The organism is Halobacterium noricense (assembly GCF_021233435.1).
GTDB classification, from domain to species: domain Archaea; phylum Halobacteriota; class Halobacteria; order Halobacteriales; family Halobacteriaceae; genus Halobacterium; species Halobacterium noricense.
Map to the genome: position 1 here is coordinate 989,453 of NZ_CP089468.1, position 18,194 is coordinate 1,007,646.

The following is an 18,194-nucleotide window of genomic DNA, read 5'->3' on the forward strand; positions in this document are numbered from 1 at the left end:
TTTCACTCGAGGCGGTCTCGTAGCTGAGCAACGTAGGGGCTATTGCCCCAGTTCCGGTGTGGACTAATCGTTGCCAACAGCGTTCGTGCGTCGTCGTCGCTCATGTGGTCGTTCCGAGCGTAGTCACAGACGAGTCGTGGCGTCGGGGCGATCCGTGGCCCCTGCAAGACCGCGTGGATGAGCGGGAAGTTCGTCCCGCCGAACTCGTCAGTGAGGAAGCCATCGACGGCAAGCGCGTTCGCGAGCACGATTCCATCGGTTTCGCCGTCGTCGAGGCCAAACGTTGGCCGCGAGTCCGGAGTGTCGTCACGCTCGTAGGGGTCCTCGATGGTGTAGTAGTCGCGAGCCGCGAGGACATTCGTCGCTGCGGCGCCGTGAATATCCTGATACTGCGTGAGCGCCTGAAGTTCCGTGACGACTTCCGGCGGGACGGATACGTCACACGAGGTGAGCAGATACTGCAGCGGGTCCGGAGCGGTACCAGTATCGTACGTTGCGTCAGCACGAGGCACAGCCAGACTGACTATCGCGCTCGTGTCGGTGACGACCGTCCGCAGTCGGTGGCCGGTCATCGCTCGTCGTCGGCGGTATCGACCTTCGTCGCGTCGTCACCGTAGATGTCGACGTCCTCAGGGGCCCCGATATCCAGTGGCTCGTCTTCAAGGTCCGCCTTGAGGAGGCGGAGGCGCTGGGCGGTTTCGGTGCCAACCAGTTGCTTGACGGTCTCGAATTCGAGCTGGTCGTCATAGTACTTCGTCGCGACCAGTTCTTGGAACGTTTCGCTGTCGGCCGTTTCTTCGAGGTACTCGCGAATCGCTTCGACGAGCAGATCTGTCCGGTCGGTATCGAAGAGGTCGGCGACCGCGTCAAGCCGCTCGACGAGGTACTCTGGGGACTGGAAGTGTACCCGTCGTGGCTCGTCGCTCGCGTTCATACTATGCGCGTCTTCTGCACATAGACTGATAACCGTTTCGGCGACTGCACACAGCTTGCACATCTATCTTCGGCCGCGAGTTGTCAATCGTTGCTTGCGGTATCGAACTCGCCGACCTCCGTGTGCTTCGTCGAGCGGTCGAAGACGCTTGCCGGGACGGCCTCGACGGCCGCCCGAATCGACGCCAGCGCATCGTCCGGAAACGCCTCGGATGAGGTCCGGGTGCGGCGCTCGCTCAATCGGGTGGCCTCCTCGACGACGACCATACTGGCTCTCGACGACCAGCGACCTGATAAAACCCGTCGCGAGCGGCGGTCTCGCGTCGAAGGCCGGACGACGCATCCGTATTCGGGACGGTCAGAACGCGCGGTGGTACTGGACGGGCACGTCGACCCTCTCCTCGCGGCCGAGTTCCTTCGCGGCGTGCAGCGGGAAGTAGGGGTCGCGGAGGAACTCGCGGCCGACGATGGCGAGGTCCGCGCGGTCGTTGCGGATGATGGCGTCGGCCTGCTCGGCGGACGTGATGCCGCCGACGGTGCCGACTTTGACGTCCGTCTCTCGGCTGTTCCGGATGTGTTCGGCGAACCGGAGCTGGTAGTTCGGGCCGGTCCACTCGATGTTCTGGTCGGGGTGAATCCCACCGGAGGAGACGTCGACGAGGTCCGCGCCGACCTCGTAGAGGTCGTCGGCGAGGCGGGCGGACTGCTCGACGTCCCAGGAGTCGCGGTCGTCGAGCCAGTCGGTCGCGGAGATGCGCACGAAGACGGCTTTGTCCTCGCCCATCTCCTCGCGGACGGCTTCCGTGACCTCGCGGACGATGCGGGTGCGGTTCTCGAAGCTCCCACCGTACTCGTCGTCGCGGTCGTTGGTCACCGGGGAGAGGAACTCGTGGAGGAGGTAGCCGTGGGCAGCGTGGACTTCCGCGATTTCGAAGCCGGCTTCGCGGGAGCGCCGGGCGGCCTCGCGGAACGACTCGACGACTTCGTCGATGCCGTCCGGGTCGAGGGCTTCGGTCGCGGGCGGCTCCTGCTCGTAGGGCCACGGCTCGTCGGAGGGGCCGACGACCGTCCAGCCGCCGTCCTCGGGGTGGACTGGTTCGGAGCCCTCCCACGGTCGGGACTTCGAGCCCTTCCGGCCGGCGTGCGCGAGCTGGATGCCGGGCGTCGCGCCCTGCGACTTCACGAAGTCGACGATGGGGTCGAGCGCGTCGCGGTGCTCGTCGCTCCAGATGCCGAGGTCCTCGGGCGTGATGCGGCCGCGGGGTTCGACGGCGGTGGCTTCGGTCATCACGATGCCAGCGCCGCCGGTGGCGCGCGAGCCGAGGTGGACGCGGTGCCAGTCCGTGGCGAGGCCGTCGCGGTCCTCGACGGAGTACTGACACATCGGGGACACGACGAACCGGTTCCGGGCGGTCGTCTCGCGGAGTTCGAGCGGCGAGAACACGTCGTCTGTCATCGCGTCGTCGTAGCGCTTCCGGGGGTTTATCGGCGGTGTCCCAGGGGCTGCTTGCCGGCTTCGCGCCCGGCCACGGATTTTCTCACCCGGAGAAAACCCACAATATTTATCGGTTTGGTTGGCGTGCGTACACGTACGATGTCAGACGGTTCCACGGCGCGTGGGTGGGTCGACGACCCGGCCACCTTCGCGGCGGCCCTCGACGACCTCAAATCCACGGGGTGTCTCCTCCTCGTCCTCGAAGCCGGCGGCAGCGACGCCGGCGGTGCCGGCTGCCGGCGGCTCCTCGGCAGCGGCGACGAGGAGCGCAAACGCCTGCTCGTTCGCAGCGAGACGGACACGCACACGACCAGTTCGTCGCCGGCCGGCGACGACCCCGACGAGCGCACCGTCGTCTACCGGTCCACCGCGCGCGACGCCGCTGCCGCAGCCCCGCCGTCACCGTCGCTGCCGGCGACCACGGTCGCCTCGGACGTGGACGCGCTCGGCGACGCCGTCGAGGACGAAGTCGACTCGCTCGCGCCGCTGGGCGGCTACGAGTCCGGACAGCTCCGCGTCTGCATGGACGCGCTCGGCACGCTCCTCGAAGACGACGACCTCCTCAGCGTGCTCGAATTCACGAAGACCCTCGGCACCGCAGTCCGCGAGCACGACGGCATCGCGCACGTCCACGTCGGCCAACACGTTCCCGGCATCGCGGTCGAAGGGCTTCTCGGGCAGTTCGACGCGGTCGTCGAAGTCGGCGGCGACGACGACCCGCGGCAGCGCTGGCACCTCCCCGACGAGTCGCTGTCCACGCGCTGGCTGGAACTCTAGTCTTCCTCCGACGCTTCTTCCTCGGTCTCGGCTAGTTCCATCCCCTCGGCTTCCGGCGCGTAGTACCCGTCTTCGCCCCCCTCGGCTTCCTCGCTCTCTTCGGCTTGCTCGCCTTCGTCGCCCTCTTTCTCGCCGGCGACCTCGATTTCGGCTTCCACTTCGATGGAGACGCCCGGCGCGTCCAGTTCCGCCTCGAACACGTCTTCCTCGCCGGCTTCGACTTCGAGTTCGGTCGAGTCGACTTCCACTTCGACCTCTGTGTCGACGTACGTATCGGACATACTCGGAGCCACACCACGACGACTGGTAAACGGTGTGGCCGGCCGCGGCGCTGTCGGCCGTGAAAATACTGCAGGAGAGCGGAGCCCTTAGAAAGTTTCGCGGTGGAGGACGTCGTCGACGTCGCGGCGCGGCAGGCGCTCGGGCTCGTCGCCGCCGCTCGGGCCGACCGCAATCAGGACGACCGGAATCGTGTCCTCGGGGAGGTCGACGAAGTCAGCGGCGGCCTCGAAGTCGAAGCCGGTCATCGGCGTGGCGGTGAGGCCGCGGGCGTGCGCGGACAGCAGGAGGTTCTCCGCGGCGAGGGAGGCGTTGCGAATCGCGTAGTCGCGGCCCGCGCGGTCGGACTCGTAGCCGGCGACGGTCTGCTCTTTCATCGCCTCGCCGGTCTCGGCGTCGACGCGGCCGGCCTCGACCCACTCGTCGAAGACGCGGTCGGCGGTCTTCGGCTCGGTGTGGCCGGCGACGAGAATCGCGGTGCCGGCCTCTGCGATGTGCTCTTGGCCGTTCGCAATCTCGACGAGTTCGTCGAGGCGGTCGTCGTCCTGAATCGTGACGAACTCCCACGGCTGGAGGTTGAACGAGGAGGGCGCGAGCGTCGCGTCCTCGACGATTGCTTCGAGGGTCTCGTCGTCGACGTCCTCGTCGGGGTCGAAGTTGTGCCCGGAGCGGCGGCTGCGCAGCGCCTCGGTGGCGGCGTCGGTTCGCGACTGCTGGCTGGCTTCTGACATCGACTTACGATACGTTACCCGTACGGAGGGGGCTGGCGGTCCCAGCGCGTCCCGCCGATTGGAGTGCGTGAGCGCGCACCACGTCCAAACTGTCTCACACGTCGCAGACGGCGAAGGCACGCTCCCTCGACCACCGACATCACTATCCGGTTCGCCTGACTACCCGTTCGCCGATGGTGGACGCTCACCCGTTCTCCGGCGAGCCGGCGACCACGCGGGAAGCGATAATGCAGGCGACGTTCCGCGCGCTCCGCGAGCACGGCTACGCGGGGTTGACGATTCAGCGCATCGGCGACCACTTCGAGAAGAGCAAGTCGCTGCTCTACCACCACTACGACAGCAAGGACGAACTCCTCCTGGAGTTTCTGGCGTACATGCTCGCGGAGTTCGAGCAGGCCGCGCCCGACGACGACCTGCCGCCCCGCGAGCGCCTCGACGCGATTCTCGACCACGTGCTCGCGGTGAAACTCCCCGACGACCAGCGGGACTTCACGAGGGCGATGGTGGAACTCCGCGCGCAGGCCGCTCACGACGACCGCTACCGCGACCACTTCACGCGCAGCGACGACTCGCTGCACGACGAAGTCGCGAGCATCGTCGGCGAAGGCGTCGACGCTGGGAAATTCCGCGACGTCGACCCCGACAACGTCGCGTCGTTCCTACTGACGCTCGTGAACGGCGCGATGACCCAGCGAGTCACTGCCGAGGAAACGCACACGGAAGCCGTCCGGGAAGAAGTCGACGCCTACCTCCAGTCGCGGCTGCTGGCCGACGAGTAGGGCGAGGCGAGCGCGTTAGAACGTGATAATCTCGTAGTCGTCGTCGACGAGCGAGCGGATGCTCGGGTGGCCGTCGTGTTCGTCGACGGTGACGACGCCGGCGTCCTCGACGGCTTCGTCGACGCCGAACGCGCCCGAACAGTGGTCGCACGCGGAGCTGTCGTCCTTGACCGCGGCGTAGAGGTCGTGGTAGTCGTGGTCGGGGTCTTCGAGTTCGGGAATCCACTGCGTGCCCGCGCCGTCGAAGATGAGCTCCAGGTCGTCCTCGGGATTCTCGGCGAACTCGCGGGCGGCTTCGAGGCCGTTGACGAGCCGGCCGAGGTCGCTGTGGGATTCGGTGCCTGCCAGAATCACGATTGCTGCCTTCGTCATTACACTCCGAGCCACGAGCGCCGGCCACAAAAGGTCGCGCGAACGTCCCAGTAACGAGGTTACGGGCCAGTAATCCCGCTAGTGGTGTTCGTGGCCGCCGCGGCTGAACTGCCCGGAGAACGCGCGCTGGACGACCTCCGGGAGCGCGGGGTGGACGTGAATCGACTCGCGGACGTCTCGCACGGTGCCGGAGCCGGCTTTCATCGCGACGACGGCCTCCTGAATCAGCGTCGAGGCGTCCGGGCCGACGATGTGGCAACCCAGAATCTCGCCGTCGAGGTCGACGAGCACCTTCACGAAGCCCTCGGCGTGCATCGCGTCGCCGCGCGCGGTGTCCGCGAAGTCGTACGTGTTCGTCGCGTACTCGCGGCCCGCGTCCCGGAGTTCGGCTTCGGTCGCGCCGACGCCCGCAACCTCCGGCGACCCGAACACCGCGAACGGCATCGCCGAGTAGTCGACGGGCTCGGGGTCGCTGCCGAAGATGTTGCGCGCGACCGCCTGCGCCTCGTGGTTCGCGCTGTGCTTGAGGAGGTACTCGCCGACGATGTCGCCGAGCGCCCACACGTCCTCGACGTCCGTTTCGAGGTAGTCGTCGGTCGCCACGAACCCGCGGTCGTCGGTCCGAACGCCGGTCGCGTCGAGGTTCAGCGTGTCCGTGTTCGGCGTGCGGCCGGCTGCCACGAGCAGCGCGTCGCCGGTGACGGACACCGACTCGCCGCTCTCGACGACGCCACCCTCCTCGCCGTACTCGTACTCGCGGGCTTCGAGCGTGACCTCGCCGTCGGCCTGGGCGACGCTCGTCGCCTCGTAGCCCGCGTAGACGTCGGCGCGCTCGCCGAACTGGTCGGTGAACGCCGCCGCGACCTCGCTGTCGGCGTTCGGCAGCAGGTTCGGACGCCGGCCGACGACGGTGACGTCGCTGCCGAACGTCTCGAAGAAGTGTCCGAGTTCCGCAGCGATGTAGCCGCCGCCCACGACGACGAGGTGGTCGGGCGGCGTCTCCAACTGGAGTGCCTCCTGGCTCGTAAGGTAGTCGGTGTCCTCGATGCCGTCGATGGGCGGAATCGCAGGCCGCGTGCCGGCCGCGATGAGCACCGTGTCCGCGCGGATGCGTGCGCCGTCGTCCTCGCCGCCCGAAACCTCGACCTCGTGGTCGGCCACGAAGCGGGCTTCGCCCTCGTAGAGCGTGTGCCGGTCCGAGGAACGCAGGCCGCGCCGAATCGAGTCCGCGTCCGCCTGGACTTCCTCGTTGACTTTGCGGACGATGTGCTCGAAGTCCACGTCGTTGACTTCGGCGTCGATGTCGAACTCGCCGGCGCGCTCGATGGTTTCGAGCACGTCGGCGTGGTAGAGCAGGAGCTTCGAGGGGATGCAGCCACGGTTCAGACACGTCCCGCCCAGCGGCCCCTTCTCCACGACCGCGACCGACTGCCCCTGATTGGCGGCGACGTTCGCGACGTCCAGTCCGGACCCCGAACCGATGACGAGAAAGTCGAATTCGTCCATACGCCGCCCACGCGTGCCGGCGTCAAGAAACCGCTTGCCGCCGCGAACCCCGCCGGTTGGCCCGAAAGTTATCCGAGCCGGGGGTGAAGGCGAGCACAGATGAGCTTCGACTCGGAGCGCGTCACGACCGTGACGTTCGACTCGTACAGCACGCTCGTGGACGTCGATGCCGCCGAGCGCGCGCTCGCCGACCGCGTCGCCGACCCCGAACCAGTCTCCCGGCTGTGGCGGTCGCGATCGCTGGCGTACACGTTCGTCGCCAACCAAATCGACGCCTACCAGCCGTTCTACGAGGTGAACCGCGATGCCCTCCAGTACGCGCTGGACGCCCACGGCGCGGACGTCACCACCGCGGAGCGCGACGAGATTCTCGCGGTCTACCACGAACTCGACGTGTTCGACGACGTCCGCAGCGGCCTCGAAGCGCTCACCGACGCGGGCTACGACTGTTACGTCGTCTCGAACGGCAACCCCGAGATGCTGGCGTCGATGGTCGACCACGCCGACATCGGCGACCTCCTCGAGGACACGGTGAGCGCCGACGAGGTGGAGACGTTCAAGCCCGCCGCCGAACTCTACCGCCACGCCGCCGCCCGGGCGGGGACGCCCATCGACGAAATCGTCCACGTCACGGCGGGCTGGTTCGACGTGCTCGGCGCGACCCACGCGGGCATGCAGAGCGCGTGGGTCGACCGGAAATCGTCACCGTGGGAGCCGTTCGCGGGCGACTCCGACCTCACGATCACCGACTTCCACGACCTCGTCGCGGCGCTCTCGGCCTGACTCGCCGCGCGGCGGACGCGTGGTATCCGCCTCAACCCCGAGTTATTTGTCCCCACGCGACACACTCCGGGACGATTAGATGACGACCGACGAGACGAGCGTCGAGCCGCAGGTGGTCGGCGACGCGCTCGACCGAATCCAGTCCGCCGCGACCGCGCTCGGGGTCCCCGCGGAGACGACGGAGACCGCGATTGCGGTGTTCCGCCGCCACCGCGACCAGCGCGCGGCCCACGCGCACAACGTCGCGACGACCGCGGCGGCGTGCCTGTACGTCGCGTGCAAGGTCGAGCGCGTCCCGCGCACGGTCGACGAGTTCGTCGACGCGACGGGCGTCGACCGCACGCAGCTCCTGCGGCGCGCGAAGGCGGTGACCAGCGAACTCGGCATCGACCTCTCGGGGTTCGCGGACGCCTCCCAGTACGTCGACCGATACGCCGACGAACTCGGGCTCCCCGAGGGCGTCGCGGACCGCGCCGGGGAAATCGTCGACCACTGCGAGGACGCCGGCATCGCGGGCGGGAAATCCCCGAGTGGGTGGGCGGCAGCGGCCATCTACAACGCCTGCGTGGAGGCCGACATGAACGTCCGACAGGACACGCTCACGGAACTGGCGGACGTCACGCACGTCACCATCCGGAACCGCTACAAGGAGCAACGCGAAGTGCTGTGCGAGCGGAACCCGCCGCCCGCGACCGCGGCGGCCGCCATCGACTGGTACCGCGAGTACCTGCCCGCGTCGGACTACGTCGCGAGCACGGCACGCGACCTTCTGGCGTCGGCGACCGACGTCCGCCCGGTGGACGACGCGCCGGCGGCGTGGGCCGCCGCTGCGCTCCGTGTCGCCGGGGAGCGCGCGGGCGCGCCAATCGGCATGAAGGCGCTGAAGACGCCCGCGGGCTGTTCTTCTTCAGCCATCCACGACCGCGCCAGCGACCTCGAATCGCTGTAGTCAGCGGCGTCGCGGTCGGCGACGCGGGCCGGCGTCAAGAATCCTCGGCGAAGACGCCGACGAACTCGCGCTGCTCGGCCAGAATCTCGGCATCGAGGTCAGCGACGAGCGTGCGCTCGTCGCGATTGAGCGCGGCGCTGACGGCCCCGTCGGGCCGCACGACGGTGGATTTGCCGGCGTAGTCGACGACGCGGGCGTCCGGGAGTTCGCGGCGGCCGGTCCGACCGCAGCCGACCACCCAGCGCACGCCGTCGAGGGCGCGGGCGCGTAGGAGGAGCCGCCAGTTCTCGCTGTGCGTGCCCGGCCACGCGCCGACGACGAACAGGGCGTCGACGCGCTCGCGGGCGAACTCGGCGCTGACGGCCACGAAGTTGAGGTCGTAGCAGGTGACGATACCGGTCTTCCCGGCGGGCGTCTCCACGGTGACGGCTTCGTCGCCGGCCGTGAGTACGTCGGCTTCGCCGCCCCAGAGGTTGCGCTTGCGGTAGTACGTGCGCTCGCCGTCGGGCGTGACGTAGCCGACGGTGTTGTAGTAGTCGTCGCCCGCGTCCTCGACGAAGCCCGCTAGCACGCTCACGTCGTAGTCCGCGGCGGAAGCGGCGAGGCGGTCGAGCGCGTTGCTATCGCGGGCGAGCGCGGCGTCGTGGACGCGCTCGTCGGCGACGAAGCCGGTGAGCGCGTACTCGGGGAACAGCGCGACGTTCACACGGTCGTCGAGACCGGCGAGGCGTTCGCCGATGGTGGCGAGGTTGGCGCGCGGGTCGAGGTCCGCGAGGTCGGTCTGGCAGGCGGCGACGGTCGGTGTCGGCACGCCGCGGAGTCGGCGCGCAGCCGACAAAAAGCCGGCGAACGGTTTTAATACGATTTTGAGTAAAGTCTTTACCCGGGGCGCGCCAATCGCCGTGTATGGAACGAGAGGCCATCCGTCGCCGGGAGCGGCTGTACGTGGGCGGCGAGTGGGTCACGGGGCCGGACACCTTCCCCGTCACCGACCTCGCCGACGGCGGCACGTTCGCCGAAGTCGCGGCGGCCGACGAGGACGCCGCCGACAGCGCGCTCGCCGCCGCCGAGGACGCGAAGGCGACGCTCCGAGACACCACGATTCCGCAGCGCTGCGAGTGGTTGCAGGCCATCGCCGACGGTCTGCGCGACCGGAAGACCGAACTCGCGGAGGTCATCGTCCGCGAGGCCGGCAAACCGATTTCGTCCGCGCGCGGCGAGGTCGACAGCGCGGCCGAGCGCTTCGAGCGCGCCATCGAGGAGATTCGCCACCTGAAGGGCGAGTACCGCGAGGGCACCACGAGCGGCCACGAGGGCTGGGAGGCCATCGTGAAACACGAGCCGGTCGGCGCGGTGCTCTGTATCACGCCGTACAACTATCCGCTCGCGACGACGGCGCTGCAGGTCGCGCCCGCGCTCGCCGCCGGGAACGCGGTCGTCCTCAAGCCCGCGAGCAAGACGCCCGTGAGCGCCGCTATCCTCACGGAAATCGTCGACGAAGTCGGGCTCCCGGACGGCGCGTTCAACTTCGTGCCGGGGAAGGCCAGCGTCATCGGCGACGAGCTGGCCGGCGACGACCGCGTGAACGCTATCGCGATGACTGGCTCGTCGGGGGCTGGCAAGCACGTCGCCTACGAGTCCGGGATGGTGAACCTCCACATGGAGCTCGGCGGGAACGCGCCCGCGGTCGTCTTCGAGGACGCGGACCTCGACGCCGCTGCCGGCGCGGCCGCGAAGGGGTCGCTGAAGTACGCCGGCCAGCGCTGTTCGGCCATCTCGCGCGTGCTCGCTCACGAGTCGGTCCACGACGACCTCGTCGAGCGCATCGACGCCGGGATGGACGACTGGGTGCAGGGCGACCTCTTCGACGAGGACACCGACCTCGGCCCGCTCATCAGCGCCGAGCAGGCGGACTGGGTGGCGGAACTGGTCGAGGACGCCGTCGACCGCGGGGCGACGGTCGTGCGCGGCGGCGACCGCTACGAGCAAGAAGAGGGCGTCCACGTCTTCGAGCCGACGCTGCTCGCGGACGTCCCCCAGGACGCGCGCATCGTCGACGAGGAGCAGTTCGGGCCCGTCTGCGCGGTGACGACGTTCGGGGACGACGAGGAAGCCCTCGAAGTCGCGAATCGCTCGGATCTGGCGCTGGACGCGTGCGTGTTCACGAGCGACTACGACCGCGCGATGCGGATGGCCGAGTACATCGACGCGGGCGCGGTCCGCATCAACGGCGCGCCCTCCCACGGCCTCGGCGATATTCCGTTCGGCGGGAACGAGGATTCGGGTATCGGCCGCGAGGGCCTGGACTCCACCATCCACGAGTTCGTCCGCAAGAAGTCCATCATTCTGTAGCTGTCCGGCCGGGGGTTACCGCCGCGACCACCTCCCACGTGTGCGAGTGCACCCGTGGTCGCGAACGCGTCGGCAGCGGGGAGAAATCGCTTACGCGAACAACAGTGGCACCATTCCGAGCACGCCGACGACCAGCCCCGCGAGCAGTTCGCGGTGGCCGCCGTTCGGAAGGCGGCGGCCGACCGCGCGGGCTTCGGGGATGAACTCGGTGAGCACGAGGTAGACCATCGCGCCGCCCGCGAACCCGTAGCCGGCGGGGAGCAGCGTGCGCGCGAACTGGACGAACGCGAACGCCAGCACCGCGCCGATTGGCTGGGGGACGCTCGTGAAGACGGCGACGCCGACGAGCTTCCAGCGGCGCGCGCCGTGCTCGTGGAGCGGAATCGACACCGCCAGCCCCTCCGGGATGTTGTGGATGGAGATGGCGATAGTCATGAACACCGCGAGCAGCGGCACGGAGAAGCCCAGGATTGGGTAACCGCCCTCCATCCCCATGTCGGCGAACGAAACGCCGACGGCGACGCCCTCCGGAAACGAGTGGACGGTGAGCACGCCAGCGACGAGCACGAGCTTCTCGAAGTCGGCTTGCGCGATTTCCCGGGGTTCGAACTCGTGGTCGTCGATGACGCGACGGGCGGCGACGACGAGCGCGACGCCGACGAGCGCGCCCGCACCGACATCCAGCGGCGTGCCGTAGTTGAGTCCCTCGCGGAACAGCCCGAAGCCGGACGCGGAGAGCATGATGCCGGAGGCCAGCCCCCAGAGCCCGACGCGCCAGCGGTCGTCGACGTCGTCGACGAAGAAGAACGGGAGCGCGCCGAGGCCGGTGGCGAGGTCCGTCAGCAGGCCCGCGAAGAAGACGAACGCGAGCGCACCCGTGAGTTCCATGTGCGGCGCTACGAACGCTCGCGAAATAGTCCTTTCCGTTCTAGAAAGAAAAATTTGGGAAACCTAAAACCGTTCGAGTGAAGGGGGTTCGGTATCACCCTCGGCGCATGGACGAGCAAACTCGCGTCGCCGCGTTCCTCGACGAGGAGGCCCTCCACGCGCCGCCAGCCAACCGCGTGCTCGACCTCGCCAGCGAGGTCGGCGAGCTCGCGAAGAACGTCAACGAGTCCACCGACTACGGTGCCAGCGCGGGTGCGGACGTCGACCGGGACGAACTCGGGGACGCCCTGTTCTGCCTGCTCGCGCTCGCCGACGAACTCGACTACGACGCCAGCGCCGCCCTCGACGAGGCGCTCGGGAAGTACGAGGACCGACTCGCCGACTCGGGGAGCGCCGGCTCCGGCGAGTAGGGTTCCCGGCGCATGGGAGCTGCGGACGGTTTCGTGGCTCCTTCGGCTATACGGACGTCGACGCCTCCACAACTAGACGAGAGCGTCCGGCTCGACCCAGACGACGAAGCGGTCGTCGCGGCGGACGACGCCGCGGGTCGTCTCGGAGGCCGCCGAGTCGTCGACGTCGGCGAGGCCGACGGACTCCACTTCGTGAACGTCGTCCACTAGCAGCCCCGTGCTCTCGTGCTCGGAGAGGACGACGATGCGGCTGCCGTCCGGCGAACCCTCGACGCCGAGCCGGACGCGCGGGTCCACGACAGTCGTCGTCTCGCCGCGGAGGTCGACGACGCCCACGACGTTGGCGTCCGCGTTCGGAATCGCGGTGACGTCCTCGGTCGCGTCCACGATTTCGTCGACGTGCGCGATGTCGATGCAGTAGCGGTCGTCGCCGAGGGAGAACTCCAGCACGTCCGTCTCCGATGTCATGGCGGCGAGTCTGTCGCCGACCGAATTAAGGGTTGGGTCTACGCAGCAGAAGTATCGTTTATCTGACCACTCCGCCGTGCCGTCGGCGAATTCTCCGCCGAATCGGCACGCCGACCCCGACACTCTTTTTTCCCTCCGTACTCACCATTAGTTCGATGGACCCGGTGGACGTACTGCGGGTACTCGGCAACAAATACAACGCCGAGATTCTCGAAGCCACTCACGCGCCGAAGTCTGCCCAAGAGCTCAGCGAAGAGCTCGACATTCCGATTGCGACGAGCTACCGGCGCATCGAGGAGCTCAACGAGGCTGACCTCCTCAAACTCGAAGGGAAGGAACTCTCCGACGAGGGCCGCCGTACGAAGGTGTACCGCCGGCAGGTCGACGAACTCACCGTGAAGTTCGGCGTCGACGAGACCGACATCGAGACGACCGAGCGCACCGAGGCGAAGAACGCTCTCGTGGACGTCTGGAGCGACCTCCGCTCCGAGCAGTAAACTCGCAGGCCGCCCGTAGCGGGCGTCGCACGTGCGTAATTCTACAATATAATAATCGCGGGGACATCTTTATACGGAGTCTGGAGGACGTGTGTACGAGCCACGCGACCATGCGCCCAATCGAAGCAATCTACCTCGTCTTCAGCGCGACCCTCGCCGCCGCCGGCCTCAGCATGGTGGCGTTCGCGGTTCGCGCGTACCTCGACACCGGCCGGCACTCGATGATGCACCTCTCGGCCGGCTTCGCGCTGGTCGTCACCGCCGCCATCGGCACGACCGTCGTGGCGTTCGTTACCGACTTCCAGCACACCCGGACGCTGCTGACGGCGAACTACGTGCTCACGACGGCGGGCTACCTCTTCGTCATGTACAGCATCGTCACGCCCGAGCGCTGACGCCGGCTACGAGAACTTCGACTTCACGCGGTCGTACAGTTTCACGCGACGCTTCGAGGCCTCGCCTTCCGCATCCAACCCGGCTTCCTCGATGAGGTCTTCGAGCGGAATCTCGTAGACGGGGCCGTCGTCGACCGGCTCCGCGGGTTCCTCGGTCTCGCCCGTGTCCGGGTCGACCCACTCGAAGCCCGTCGGCTCCGGCTCCGCGGGCTCCATGCCGACGCTGTCCGCGAGCTTCGCGGCGAGCCGGTCGTACGCGCGCGCCGCGGGGCTGTCGGGCTGCAGCGAGACGACCGGGTGGCCCTTCCGGACGGCGAGCTTCACCGCGTCGTCGTGAGGGACGCTGACGGTCACGGCGTCGGTCGTCCCGAGCGCCGTCGCGATGCCCTCCACGTCGTCGAAGCCGCCGTCGCCCGTGCGCGTGAACACCGCGCCGACGACCGGCTTGTCGAGTTTCCCCACGAGCTGGCCGGTCTTGGTCGCGTCCGTCAGCGAGTTCAACTCCGCGGTCGTCACGAGCAACACGCCGTCGGCGACGCTCATCGCCATCGCGATGTCGTAGCTCAGCCCCGCGCCCGCGTCCAGCAACACGACGTCGTTGTCCTCGCGGAGGTACTCCACGACCCGGTGGAGGGATTTGGCGTCCGCTCGCGCGAACTGCTCCAAGTCGGTCGAGCCGGGGACCAGCGTGAGGCCGTTCGTCTCGTAGGTGGCGTCGGCCGGCGACGCCTCTCCGCCGAGCACGTCGTGGAGGGTTTCGTCCGGGTCGACGCCGAGGAGGCCGGCGAGGTTCGCCATCCCGAGGTCGACGTCCACGACGGCCACGTGGAACCCGTCGTCGGCGAGCGCCACGCCGAGGTTCGCCGTGGTCGTCGACTTCCCGACGCCACCCTTCCCGCTGGCGACGGCGAACACGTACCCGTCGCCTCCGGCCTCGTTCATCGTGGGCAAGGTAGCGGACTACGATACATAAGTGTGGCCCCCCGGTCACACCGCGAGCAGCGACTCGACGAGCCGAAGCGTCAGCGAGCCGATGATAGAGGAGATCCACGTCAACACCACGAAGTGGATGTACGCGTTCACCTTGTGGCCGCCGTCGACCACGCGAATCATCAGCGACGACAACACCGCGTTCACCAGTACCGTCACCACGAGCAGGTACTCGATGAGCTGGATGTCGTACATCGCCGTGTTGATGAGGTCGTCGACGGGCAGCGCGGAGTTCGAGAAGTCCAGGCCCAGCCCCGAGATGACGTCCACGATGCCCAGCCCGATGAAGAACGCGAACGTCGCCGCCGCGGTGATGCCGTACAGCACGCCCACCATCGTCGACGCGGCCTGGGTGCGGCGCTGGCGCAACTGCTGGACTTCGCCCATGTTCCCGGAGATGAGTTCGCCGAGGTGCTTCGGGTCGCCACCCATCTGCCGGCCGATGAGGTACATCTCGCTGAACTTCTGAATCAGGTACGAGTGGGCGTCCGCGGTGAAGTACCGCCACGCCTTCTCCGCGTCCAGCCGGAGGTTCAGCCGCTTGTAGAGGTCGTCGACGAGTTCGGTGAGCGCGCCGAACTTCTTGTTCCGCAGCGTCTCCAGCACGCGCGTGGTCGTCGTCTGGCGCGCCGTCTCGCTGGCCCCCAGCGCGCGGATGAAGTTCGTGAACGCGTCGTCGCGGTCCTGCACGCGCTTCTCCTCGGCGCGTGCCACCAACCCCGGAACGATGAGCGGCGTCGTCGGCACCGCGGCGTACATCGGCAGCGGCACGGCGTGGGGGTCGATGCGCGTCCACCCGAGGAACACCGCGAGCGTCGCGACGACCAGCACCACCGACAGCCCGACGCCGAACCCGGTCGCGATGCGGAGCCGCCACTCCGTCCACGTCGTCCGGTTCTCGGGGAAGTACCACAGCGGGTCGCTGGGCGCGATCGTGTAGATGGCGTAGAGGAACCCGATCTGGATGAACGAGTACAGCACGACGACCGCGGACACCGTCAGCGTCGGATCCGTCCCCGAGAGGATGGGGAGGACGGTCGCGAACACGAGCGCGAACGTCACGGACAGCACCATCGACAGGTAGAGGTCCTTCATCACCTGGAGGTTCTCCAGTTGCCCCTCGTAGACGGTCGCGTAGTTCCGGATGATGGCGTCCTGCTCGGAGGTCAGGTACGCTTCCAGGCGTTCCCCGGAGTTGATGGTGTACGCCAGCCGGTCGAGGAAGTCCGCGACGAGGTCGCTCGGCACCTTGTTCGCGCGCATCCGGCAGGCGTCGTCGAGGCTCTGGTTCCACGCGTCGATGAGCTGGACGATGCGCCGGGACTCCTCGGCGAGCGGGCCGTACTCGTACTCGTCGCCCATCCGCCGGAACACCTCCACGCGGTCGATGTTCGTCGTCGACAGAATGGTCATGTGCGTGACGAAGAGGTGGAAGCGGTTCTCCATGCGCGTGCGGCGCTGGTCGCGCTTGATTTTCGGGTACAGCACGGCCGTCACGAGCGCGAGCGCGCCCAACATCGGAATCGGGACGGCGACGAACAGCGGGAGATCGACGACGAAGATGGCCGCGATAGAGGCCAGCAGGAAGACCAGCGACGGCACGACGACGACGAGCGCGTACGTGTACGCCGGCATCGCCATCTGCCGGTAGGACTCCACGACGGAGTCGACGAGGTCGCCGAACTCGATGTCTTCGAGCGTGCCAGTCGGCTCGGCTTCGACGTCTTCCGCGGCCATACTAGAACCCGCGCGTGATGGTGAACGGGAGGCCCTCGATGCCGTCCCGCTGGAACGACTCGATGGTCTCGTTGAACTCGTGGTACCCCGTCAAGTCCTCCTGGATGATGCGCTCCATGATGTCCGCGCGGAAGTCCAGCTCGTCGTAGATTTCGCGGGTGTCGGCGTACCCCAGCAGGGTCGCGATCTGCTCTTCGAGGACGTAGGAGTTGTTCCGGCCCTGGAAGACGATTTCGTCCTCGACGGGGTCCCAGTAGAACGCCTGCCGGGTGACGACGCCGCCCATCTCCTTGGAGTAGCCCTCGATTTCCTGCACCGAGGTGACGCGGCGCAGCACGTCGTCGCCCTGCTTGACGCGGTTCTGGAACAGCGCCACGTCGGCGTTGTCCATGAACGTCTCCGGGACGTTGATGGGTTCGCCCGTGAAGCGCTGAATCATCGAGACGATGTCGCTGGCGTGGAACGTCAGCATCACGGGGTGGCCGGTCTGGGCGGCCTGGAACGCCATGCGCCCCTCCTCGCCACGCACCTCACCGACGATGATGTAGTCGGGGCGCGAACGCAGCGCGGCCGCGACGAGGTCGAACATGTCCACGTCCGCGGAGTTCTCGCCCTGCCCCTCCCGGGTGAGGAGCTGCTGCCACGTGTCGTGGGGCGGCAGCACCTCGGCGGTGTCCTCCGCGGTGTAAATCTTGGAGTCCCGCGGGATGAACGACATGATGGCGTTCAGCGTCGTGGTCTTCCCGGACGCCGTCTCCCCGACCACGAACACGGTCTGCTCGTTCTCCAGGCAGAGCCAGAGGTACGCCGCCAGTTCGGGCGAGAGCGTCCCCCAGTCGGTAATCTGGCCGACCGAGAGCGGCACCTCGTCGCCCTGACGGATGGTCAGCGACGGCCCCTTCAGGGAGACGTCGTCGCTGTAGATGATGTTCACACGGGAGCCGTCCGGGAGCGTCGAGTCCACGATGGGGTCGGAGTCCGAGACCGGGTCGCCGATGCGCTCGCCCATGTTCCGCAGCCAGCCGTCGAACTCCTCGGGCGTCCCGAAGTCCACGGTCGTCTCCAGCATCCCGAACGTGCCGTGGTCGACGTAGCAGTGACTCGGACCGATGACGTGGATGTCCTCGTTGTACGGGTCGCGCATCACCGGCTCCAGCGGCCCGAACCCGACGATGTCGCGGTTCAACTGGTAGCGGATGTTCTCGTAGGTCGACTGCGTCACGGGAATCCGCCCGAACCCGAACGCCTCTTCGAGGGCGTCCCGGACCATCGGTGCCGCCGCGCGGAACTGGCGGGCGGCCTGCTTGGGCGCGGTCGCGACGCGGCGCGCGCCCGCTTTCATCTGTTTGCCGGAGAGGTCGCCCGAATCCAGCGACATCTGGCCGCGCTCGTCGCTGACCATCCGGTCGGCGACCGACGACGCGTCGAAGTTCCGGACCAGCGTCCCGAGGTTCTGGGGCAGCGTGCGCACGCGCTCGAAGACGCCGCCCTCGTCGTCGTCGTTGATGCGGACGGTCTCCTCGAGGAGTTCCTCGATGCGGTCGTCGTACTCGGCTTCCTGCTCGGGAGCCGGCTTGTTCACCGACTTCTCCAGGATGCGCTCGCGGACCTGGCTGAACACCGCAGCCTCCGGGCCGGAGAGCTCCGGCTCGATGGTGTAGTACTTGGTGTCCTTCCCGAGGTCGCCGTACACGTGGCAGTAAATCGGGCCGCCGACGGGGTAGAGGACGTTGGGCTTGTTCGCCTCCCACTCGTCGTCGGGCTCGTCGATGAGCTCCGGGAACTCCCCCGTGAACTGCTTGAATCGCTGGAGGTACTCGCGCAGATGGGTGTTCCGACTCGCGGTCTCCCGC

21 protein-coding genes and 1 pseudogene are annotated in these 18,194 nt (G+C 67.8%); 8 read left to right on the forward strand and 14 right to left on the reverse strand.

Features of this window, described 5'->3' with window-relative positions:
- Positions 1–2: 2 nt before the first annotated feature.
- The 4 genes and pseudogenes from LT974_RS05415 to LT974_RS05430 form a co-directional block, all read right to left on the reverse strand.
- Positions 3–572, reverse strand: coding sequence for a hypothetical protein (locus LT974_RS05415; RefSeq protein ID WP_232589673.1), 570 nt, complete (start codon positions 570–572; stop codon positions 3–5).
- Positions 569–934 (reverse strand): hypothetical protein, encoded by a 366-nt coding sequence (locus tag LT974_RS05420; RefSeq protein WP_232589674.1) that lies wholly within the window; start codon positions 932–934, stop codon positions 569–571. Before LT974_RS05420 ends, LT974_RS05415 begins: the two co-directional genes overlap by 4 nt.
- A gap of 86 nt (positions 935–1,020) precedes the next feature.
- Positions 1,021–1,200 (reverse strand): annotated as a pseudogene (locus LT974_RS05425) (hypothetical protein); the annotation flags it as partial.
- Positions 1,201–1,291: 91 nt separating this feature from the next.
- A complete protein-coding gene (locus tag LT974_RS05430) occupies positions 1,292–2,389 on the reverse strand; it encodes an NADH:flavin oxidoreductase/NADH oxidase (protein ID WP_232589677.1) in 1,098 nt (365 codons plus the stop codon).
- 138 nt (positions 2,390–2,527) lie between these two features.
- On the opposite strand from LT974_RS05430, the gene LT974_RS05435 reads away from it, so the two are divergent.
- Entirely contained in the window at positions 2,528–3,205 is a 678-nt protein-coding gene (locus LT974_RS05435; protein ID WP_232589678.1) for a DUF7504 family protein, read from the forward strand.
- Here LT974_RS05435 and LT974_RS05440 read toward each other — a convergent pair.
- Positions 3,202–3,486 (reverse strand): hypothetical protein, encoded by a 285-nt coding sequence (locus tag LT974_RS05440; RefSeq protein ID WP_232589679.1) that lies wholly within the window; start codon positions 3,484–3,486, stop codon positions 3,202–3,204. The genes LT974_RS05435 and LT974_RS05440 overlap by 4 nt on opposite strands.
- 87 nt (positions 3,487–3,573) lie before the next feature.
- A complete protein-coding gene (locus tag LT974_RS05445; RefSeq protein WP_232589680.1) occupies positions 3,574–4,215 on the reverse strand; it encodes a nitroreductase family protein in 642 nt (213 codons plus the stop codon).
- 173 nt (positions 4,216–4,388) lie between these two features.
- On the opposite strand from LT974_RS05445, the gene LT974_RS05450 reads away from it, so the two are divergent.
- Positions 4,389–4,994, forward strand: coding sequence for a TetR/AcrR family transcriptional regulator (locus LT974_RS05450; RefSeq protein WP_232589681.1), 606 nt, complete (start codon positions 4,389–4,391; stop codon positions 4,992–4,994).
- 15 nt (positions 4,995–5,009) lie between these two features.
- On the opposite strand, the gene LT974_RS05455 is transcribed toward LT974_RS05450, so the two are convergent.
- Entirely contained in the window at positions 5,010–5,366 is a 357-nt protein-coding gene (locus LT974_RS05455; protein ID WP_232589682.1) for a hypothetical protein, read from the reverse strand.
- A gap of 78 nt (positions 5,367–5,444) precedes the next feature.
- Complete coding sequence (locus LT974_RS05460) at positions 5,445–6,872, reverse strand: dihydrolipoyl dehydrogenase (RefSeq protein WP_232589683.1); 1,428 nt, start codon at positions 6,870–6,872, stop codon at positions 5,445–5,447.
- A 99-nt stretch (positions 6,873–6,971) separates the two neighbouring features.
- Between LT974_RS05460 and LT974_RS05465 the strand changes: the two genes are divergently transcribed.
- Together LT974_RS05465 and LT974_RS05470 are read left to right on the forward strand one after the other, a co-directional pair.
- On the forward strand, positions 6,972–7,655 hold the full coding sequence (locus LT974_RS05465) for a haloacid dehalogenase type II (RefSeq protein WP_232589684.1): 684 nt from the start codon (positions 6,972–6,974) through the stop codon (positions 7,653–7,655).
- Between the two features lie 79 nt (positions 7,656–7,734).
- Positions 7,735–8,604 (forward strand): transcription initiation factor IIB family protein, encoded by an 870-nt coding sequence (locus tag LT974_RS05470; protein WP_232589686.1) that lies wholly within the window; start codon positions 7,735–7,737, stop codon positions 8,602–8,604.
- Positions 8,605–8,638: 34 nt separating this feature from the next.
- On the opposite strand, the gene LT974_RS05475 is transcribed toward LT974_RS05470, so the two are convergent.
- Positions 8,639–9,415 (reverse strand): carbon-nitrogen hydrolase family protein, encoded by a 777-nt coding sequence (locus LT974_RS05475; protein ID WP_232589687.1) that lies wholly within the window; start codon positions 9,413–9,415, stop codon positions 8,639–8,641.
- Positions 9,416–9,510: 95 nt separating this feature from the next.
- Between LT974_RS05475 and LT974_RS05480 the strand changes: the two genes are divergently transcribed.
- A complete protein-coding gene (locus tag LT974_RS05480) occupies positions 9,511–10,956 on the forward strand; it encodes an aldehyde dehydrogenase family protein (RefSeq protein ID WP_232589688.1) in 1,446 nt (481 codons plus the stop codon).
- 90 nt (positions 10,957–11,046) lie between these two features.
- On the opposite strand, the gene LT974_RS05485 is transcribed toward LT974_RS05480, so the two are convergent.
- A complete protein-coding gene (locus LT974_RS05485; protein WP_232589689.1) occupies positions 11,047–11,844 on the reverse strand; it encodes a ZIP family metal transporter in 798 nt (265 codons plus the stop codon).
- Positions 11,845–11,951: 107 nt separating this feature from the next.
- On the opposite strand from LT974_RS05485, the gene LT974_RS05490 reads away from it, so the two are divergent.
- Positions 11,952–12,254 (forward strand): MazG nucleotide pyrophosphohydrolase domain-containing protein, encoded by a 303-nt coding sequence (locus tag LT974_RS05490; protein WP_232589690.1) that lies wholly within the window; start codon positions 11,952–11,954, stop codon positions 12,252–12,254.
- A 72-nt stretch (positions 12,255–12,326) separates the two neighbouring features.
- On the opposite strand, the gene LT974_RS05495 is transcribed toward LT974_RS05490, so the two are convergent.
- Positions 12,327–12,722 (reverse strand): chemotaxis protein CheW, encoded by a 396-nt coding sequence (locus LT974_RS05495; protein ID WP_232589691.1) that lies wholly within the window; start codon positions 12,720–12,722, stop codon positions 12,327–12,329.
- Between the two features lie 155 nt (positions 12,723–12,877).
- Between LT974_RS05495 and LT974_RS05500 the strand changes: the two genes are divergently transcribed.
- The gene (locus LT974_RS05500; protein ID WP_232589692.1) at positions 12,878–13,219 is read left to right on the forward strand and encodes an ArsR/SmtB family transcription factor; all 342 of its coding nucleotides are present in this window, start codon (positions 12,878–12,880) and stop codon (positions 13,217–13,219) included.
- Between the two features lie 110 nt (positions 13,220–13,329).
- Positions 13,330–13,614, forward strand: coding sequence for a DUF7521 family protein (locus LT974_RS05505; RefSeq protein ID WP_232589693.1), 285 nt, complete (start codon positions 13,330–13,332; stop codon positions 13,612–13,614).
- 6 nt (positions 13,615–13,620) lie between these two features.
- Here the strand turns inward: LT974_RS05505 and minD are convergent, their stop codons facing one another.
- Genes minD through LT974_RS05520 form a run of 3 tightly spaced genes read right to left on the reverse strand, consistent with a single transcriptional unit; the run spans position 13,621 to position 18,112 of the window.
- The gene (gene minD / locus LT974_RS05510) at positions 13,621–14,556 is read right to left on the reverse strand and encodes a MinD/ParA family ATP-binding protein (protein ID WP_232589694.1); all 936 of its coding nucleotides are present in this window, start codon (positions 14,554–14,556) and stop codon (positions 13,621–13,623) included.
- Positions 14,557–14,601: 45 nt separating this feature from the next.
- A complete protein-coding gene (gene flaJ, locus LT974_RS05515) occupies positions 14,602–16,341 on the reverse strand; it encodes an archaellar assembly protein FlaJ (protein ID WP_232589696.1) in 1,740 nt (579 codons plus the stop codon).
- A 1-nt stretch (position 16,342) separates the two neighbouring features.
- Positions 16,343–18,112: a type II/IV secretion system ATPase subunit gene (locus tag LT974_RS05520; RefSeq protein ID WP_408611707.1), complete on the reverse strand. Its 1,770-nt coding sequence runs from the start codon at positions 18,110–18,112 to the stop codon at positions 16,343–16,345.
- Positions 18,113–18,194: the final 82 nt, after the last annotated feature.

Coding starts and splice junctions, on each gene's coding strand:
- LT974_RS05505 (WP_232589693.1), top strand. CDS start 13,330: ATGCGCCCAATCGAAGCAATCTACCTCGTCTTCAGCGCGACCCTCGCC.
- LT974_RS05435 (WP_232589678.1), top strand. CDS start 2,528: ATGTCAGACGGTTCCACGGCGCGTGGGTGGGTCGACGACCCGGCCACC.
- LT974_RS05450 (WP_232589681.1), top strand. CDS start 4,389: ATGGTGGACGCTCACCCGTTCTCCGGCGAGCCGGCGACCACGCGGGAA.
- LT974_RS05430 (WP_232589677.1), bottom strand. CDS start 2,389: ATGACAGACGACGTGTTCTCGCCGCTCGAACTCCGCGAGACGACCGCC.
- minD (WP_232589694.1), bottom strand. CDS start 14,556: ATGAACGAGGCCGGAGGCGACGGGTACGTGTTCGCCGTCGCCAGCGGG.
- LT974_RS05500 (WP_232589692.1), top strand. CDS start 12,878: ATGGACCCGGTGGACGTACTGCGGGTACTCGGCAACAAATACAACGCC.
- LT974_RS05445 (WP_232589680.1), bottom strand. CDS start 4,215: ATGTCAGAAGCCAGCCAGCAGTCGCGAACCGACGCCGCCACCGAGGCG.
- LT974_RS05420 (WP_232589674.1), bottom strand. CDS start 934: ATGAACGCGAGCGACGAGCCACGACGGGTACACTTCCAGTCCCCAGAG.
- LT974_RS05495 (WP_232589691.1), bottom strand. CDS start 12,722: ATGACATCGGAGACGGACGTGCTGGAGTTCTCCCTCGGCGACGACCGC.
- LT974_RS05485 (WP_232589689.1), bottom strand. CDS start 11,844: ATGGAACTCACGGGTGCGCTCGCGTTCGTCTTCTTCGCGGGCCTGCTG.
- LT974_RS05460 (WP_232589683.1), bottom strand. CDS start 6,872: ATGGACGAATTCGACTTTCTCGTCATCGGTTCGGGGTCCGGACTGGAC.
- LT974_RS05440 (WP_232589679.1), bottom strand. CDS start 3,486: ATGTCCGATACGTACGTCGACACAGAGGTCGAAGTGGAAGTCGACTCG.
- LT974_RS05470 (WP_232589686.1), top strand. CDS start 7,735: ATGACGACCGACGAGACGAGCGTCGAGCCGCAGGTGGTCGGCGACGCG.
- LT974_RS05480 (WP_232589688.1), top strand. CDS start 9,511: ATGGAACGAGAGGCCATCCGTCGCCGGGAGCGGCTGTACGTGGGCGGC.
- LT974_RS05455 (WP_232589682.1), bottom strand. CDS start 5,366: ATGACGAAGGCAGCAATCGTGATTCTGGCAGGCACCGAATCCCACAGC.
- LT974_RS05490 (WP_232589690.1), top strand. CDS start 11,952: ATGGACGAGCAAACTCGCGTCGCCGCGTTCCTCGACGAGGAGGCCCTC.
- LT974_RS05465 (WP_232589684.1), top strand. CDS start 6,972: ATGAGCTTCGACTCGGAGCGCGTCACGACCGTGACGTTCGACTCGTAC.
- LT974_RS05415 (WP_232589673.1), bottom strand. CDS start 572: ATGACCGGCCACCGACTGCGGACGGTCGTCACCGACACGAGCGCGATA.
- flaJ (WP_232589696.1), bottom strand. CDS start 16,341: ATGGCCGCGGAAGACGTCGAAGCCGAGCCGACTGGCACGCTCGAAGAC.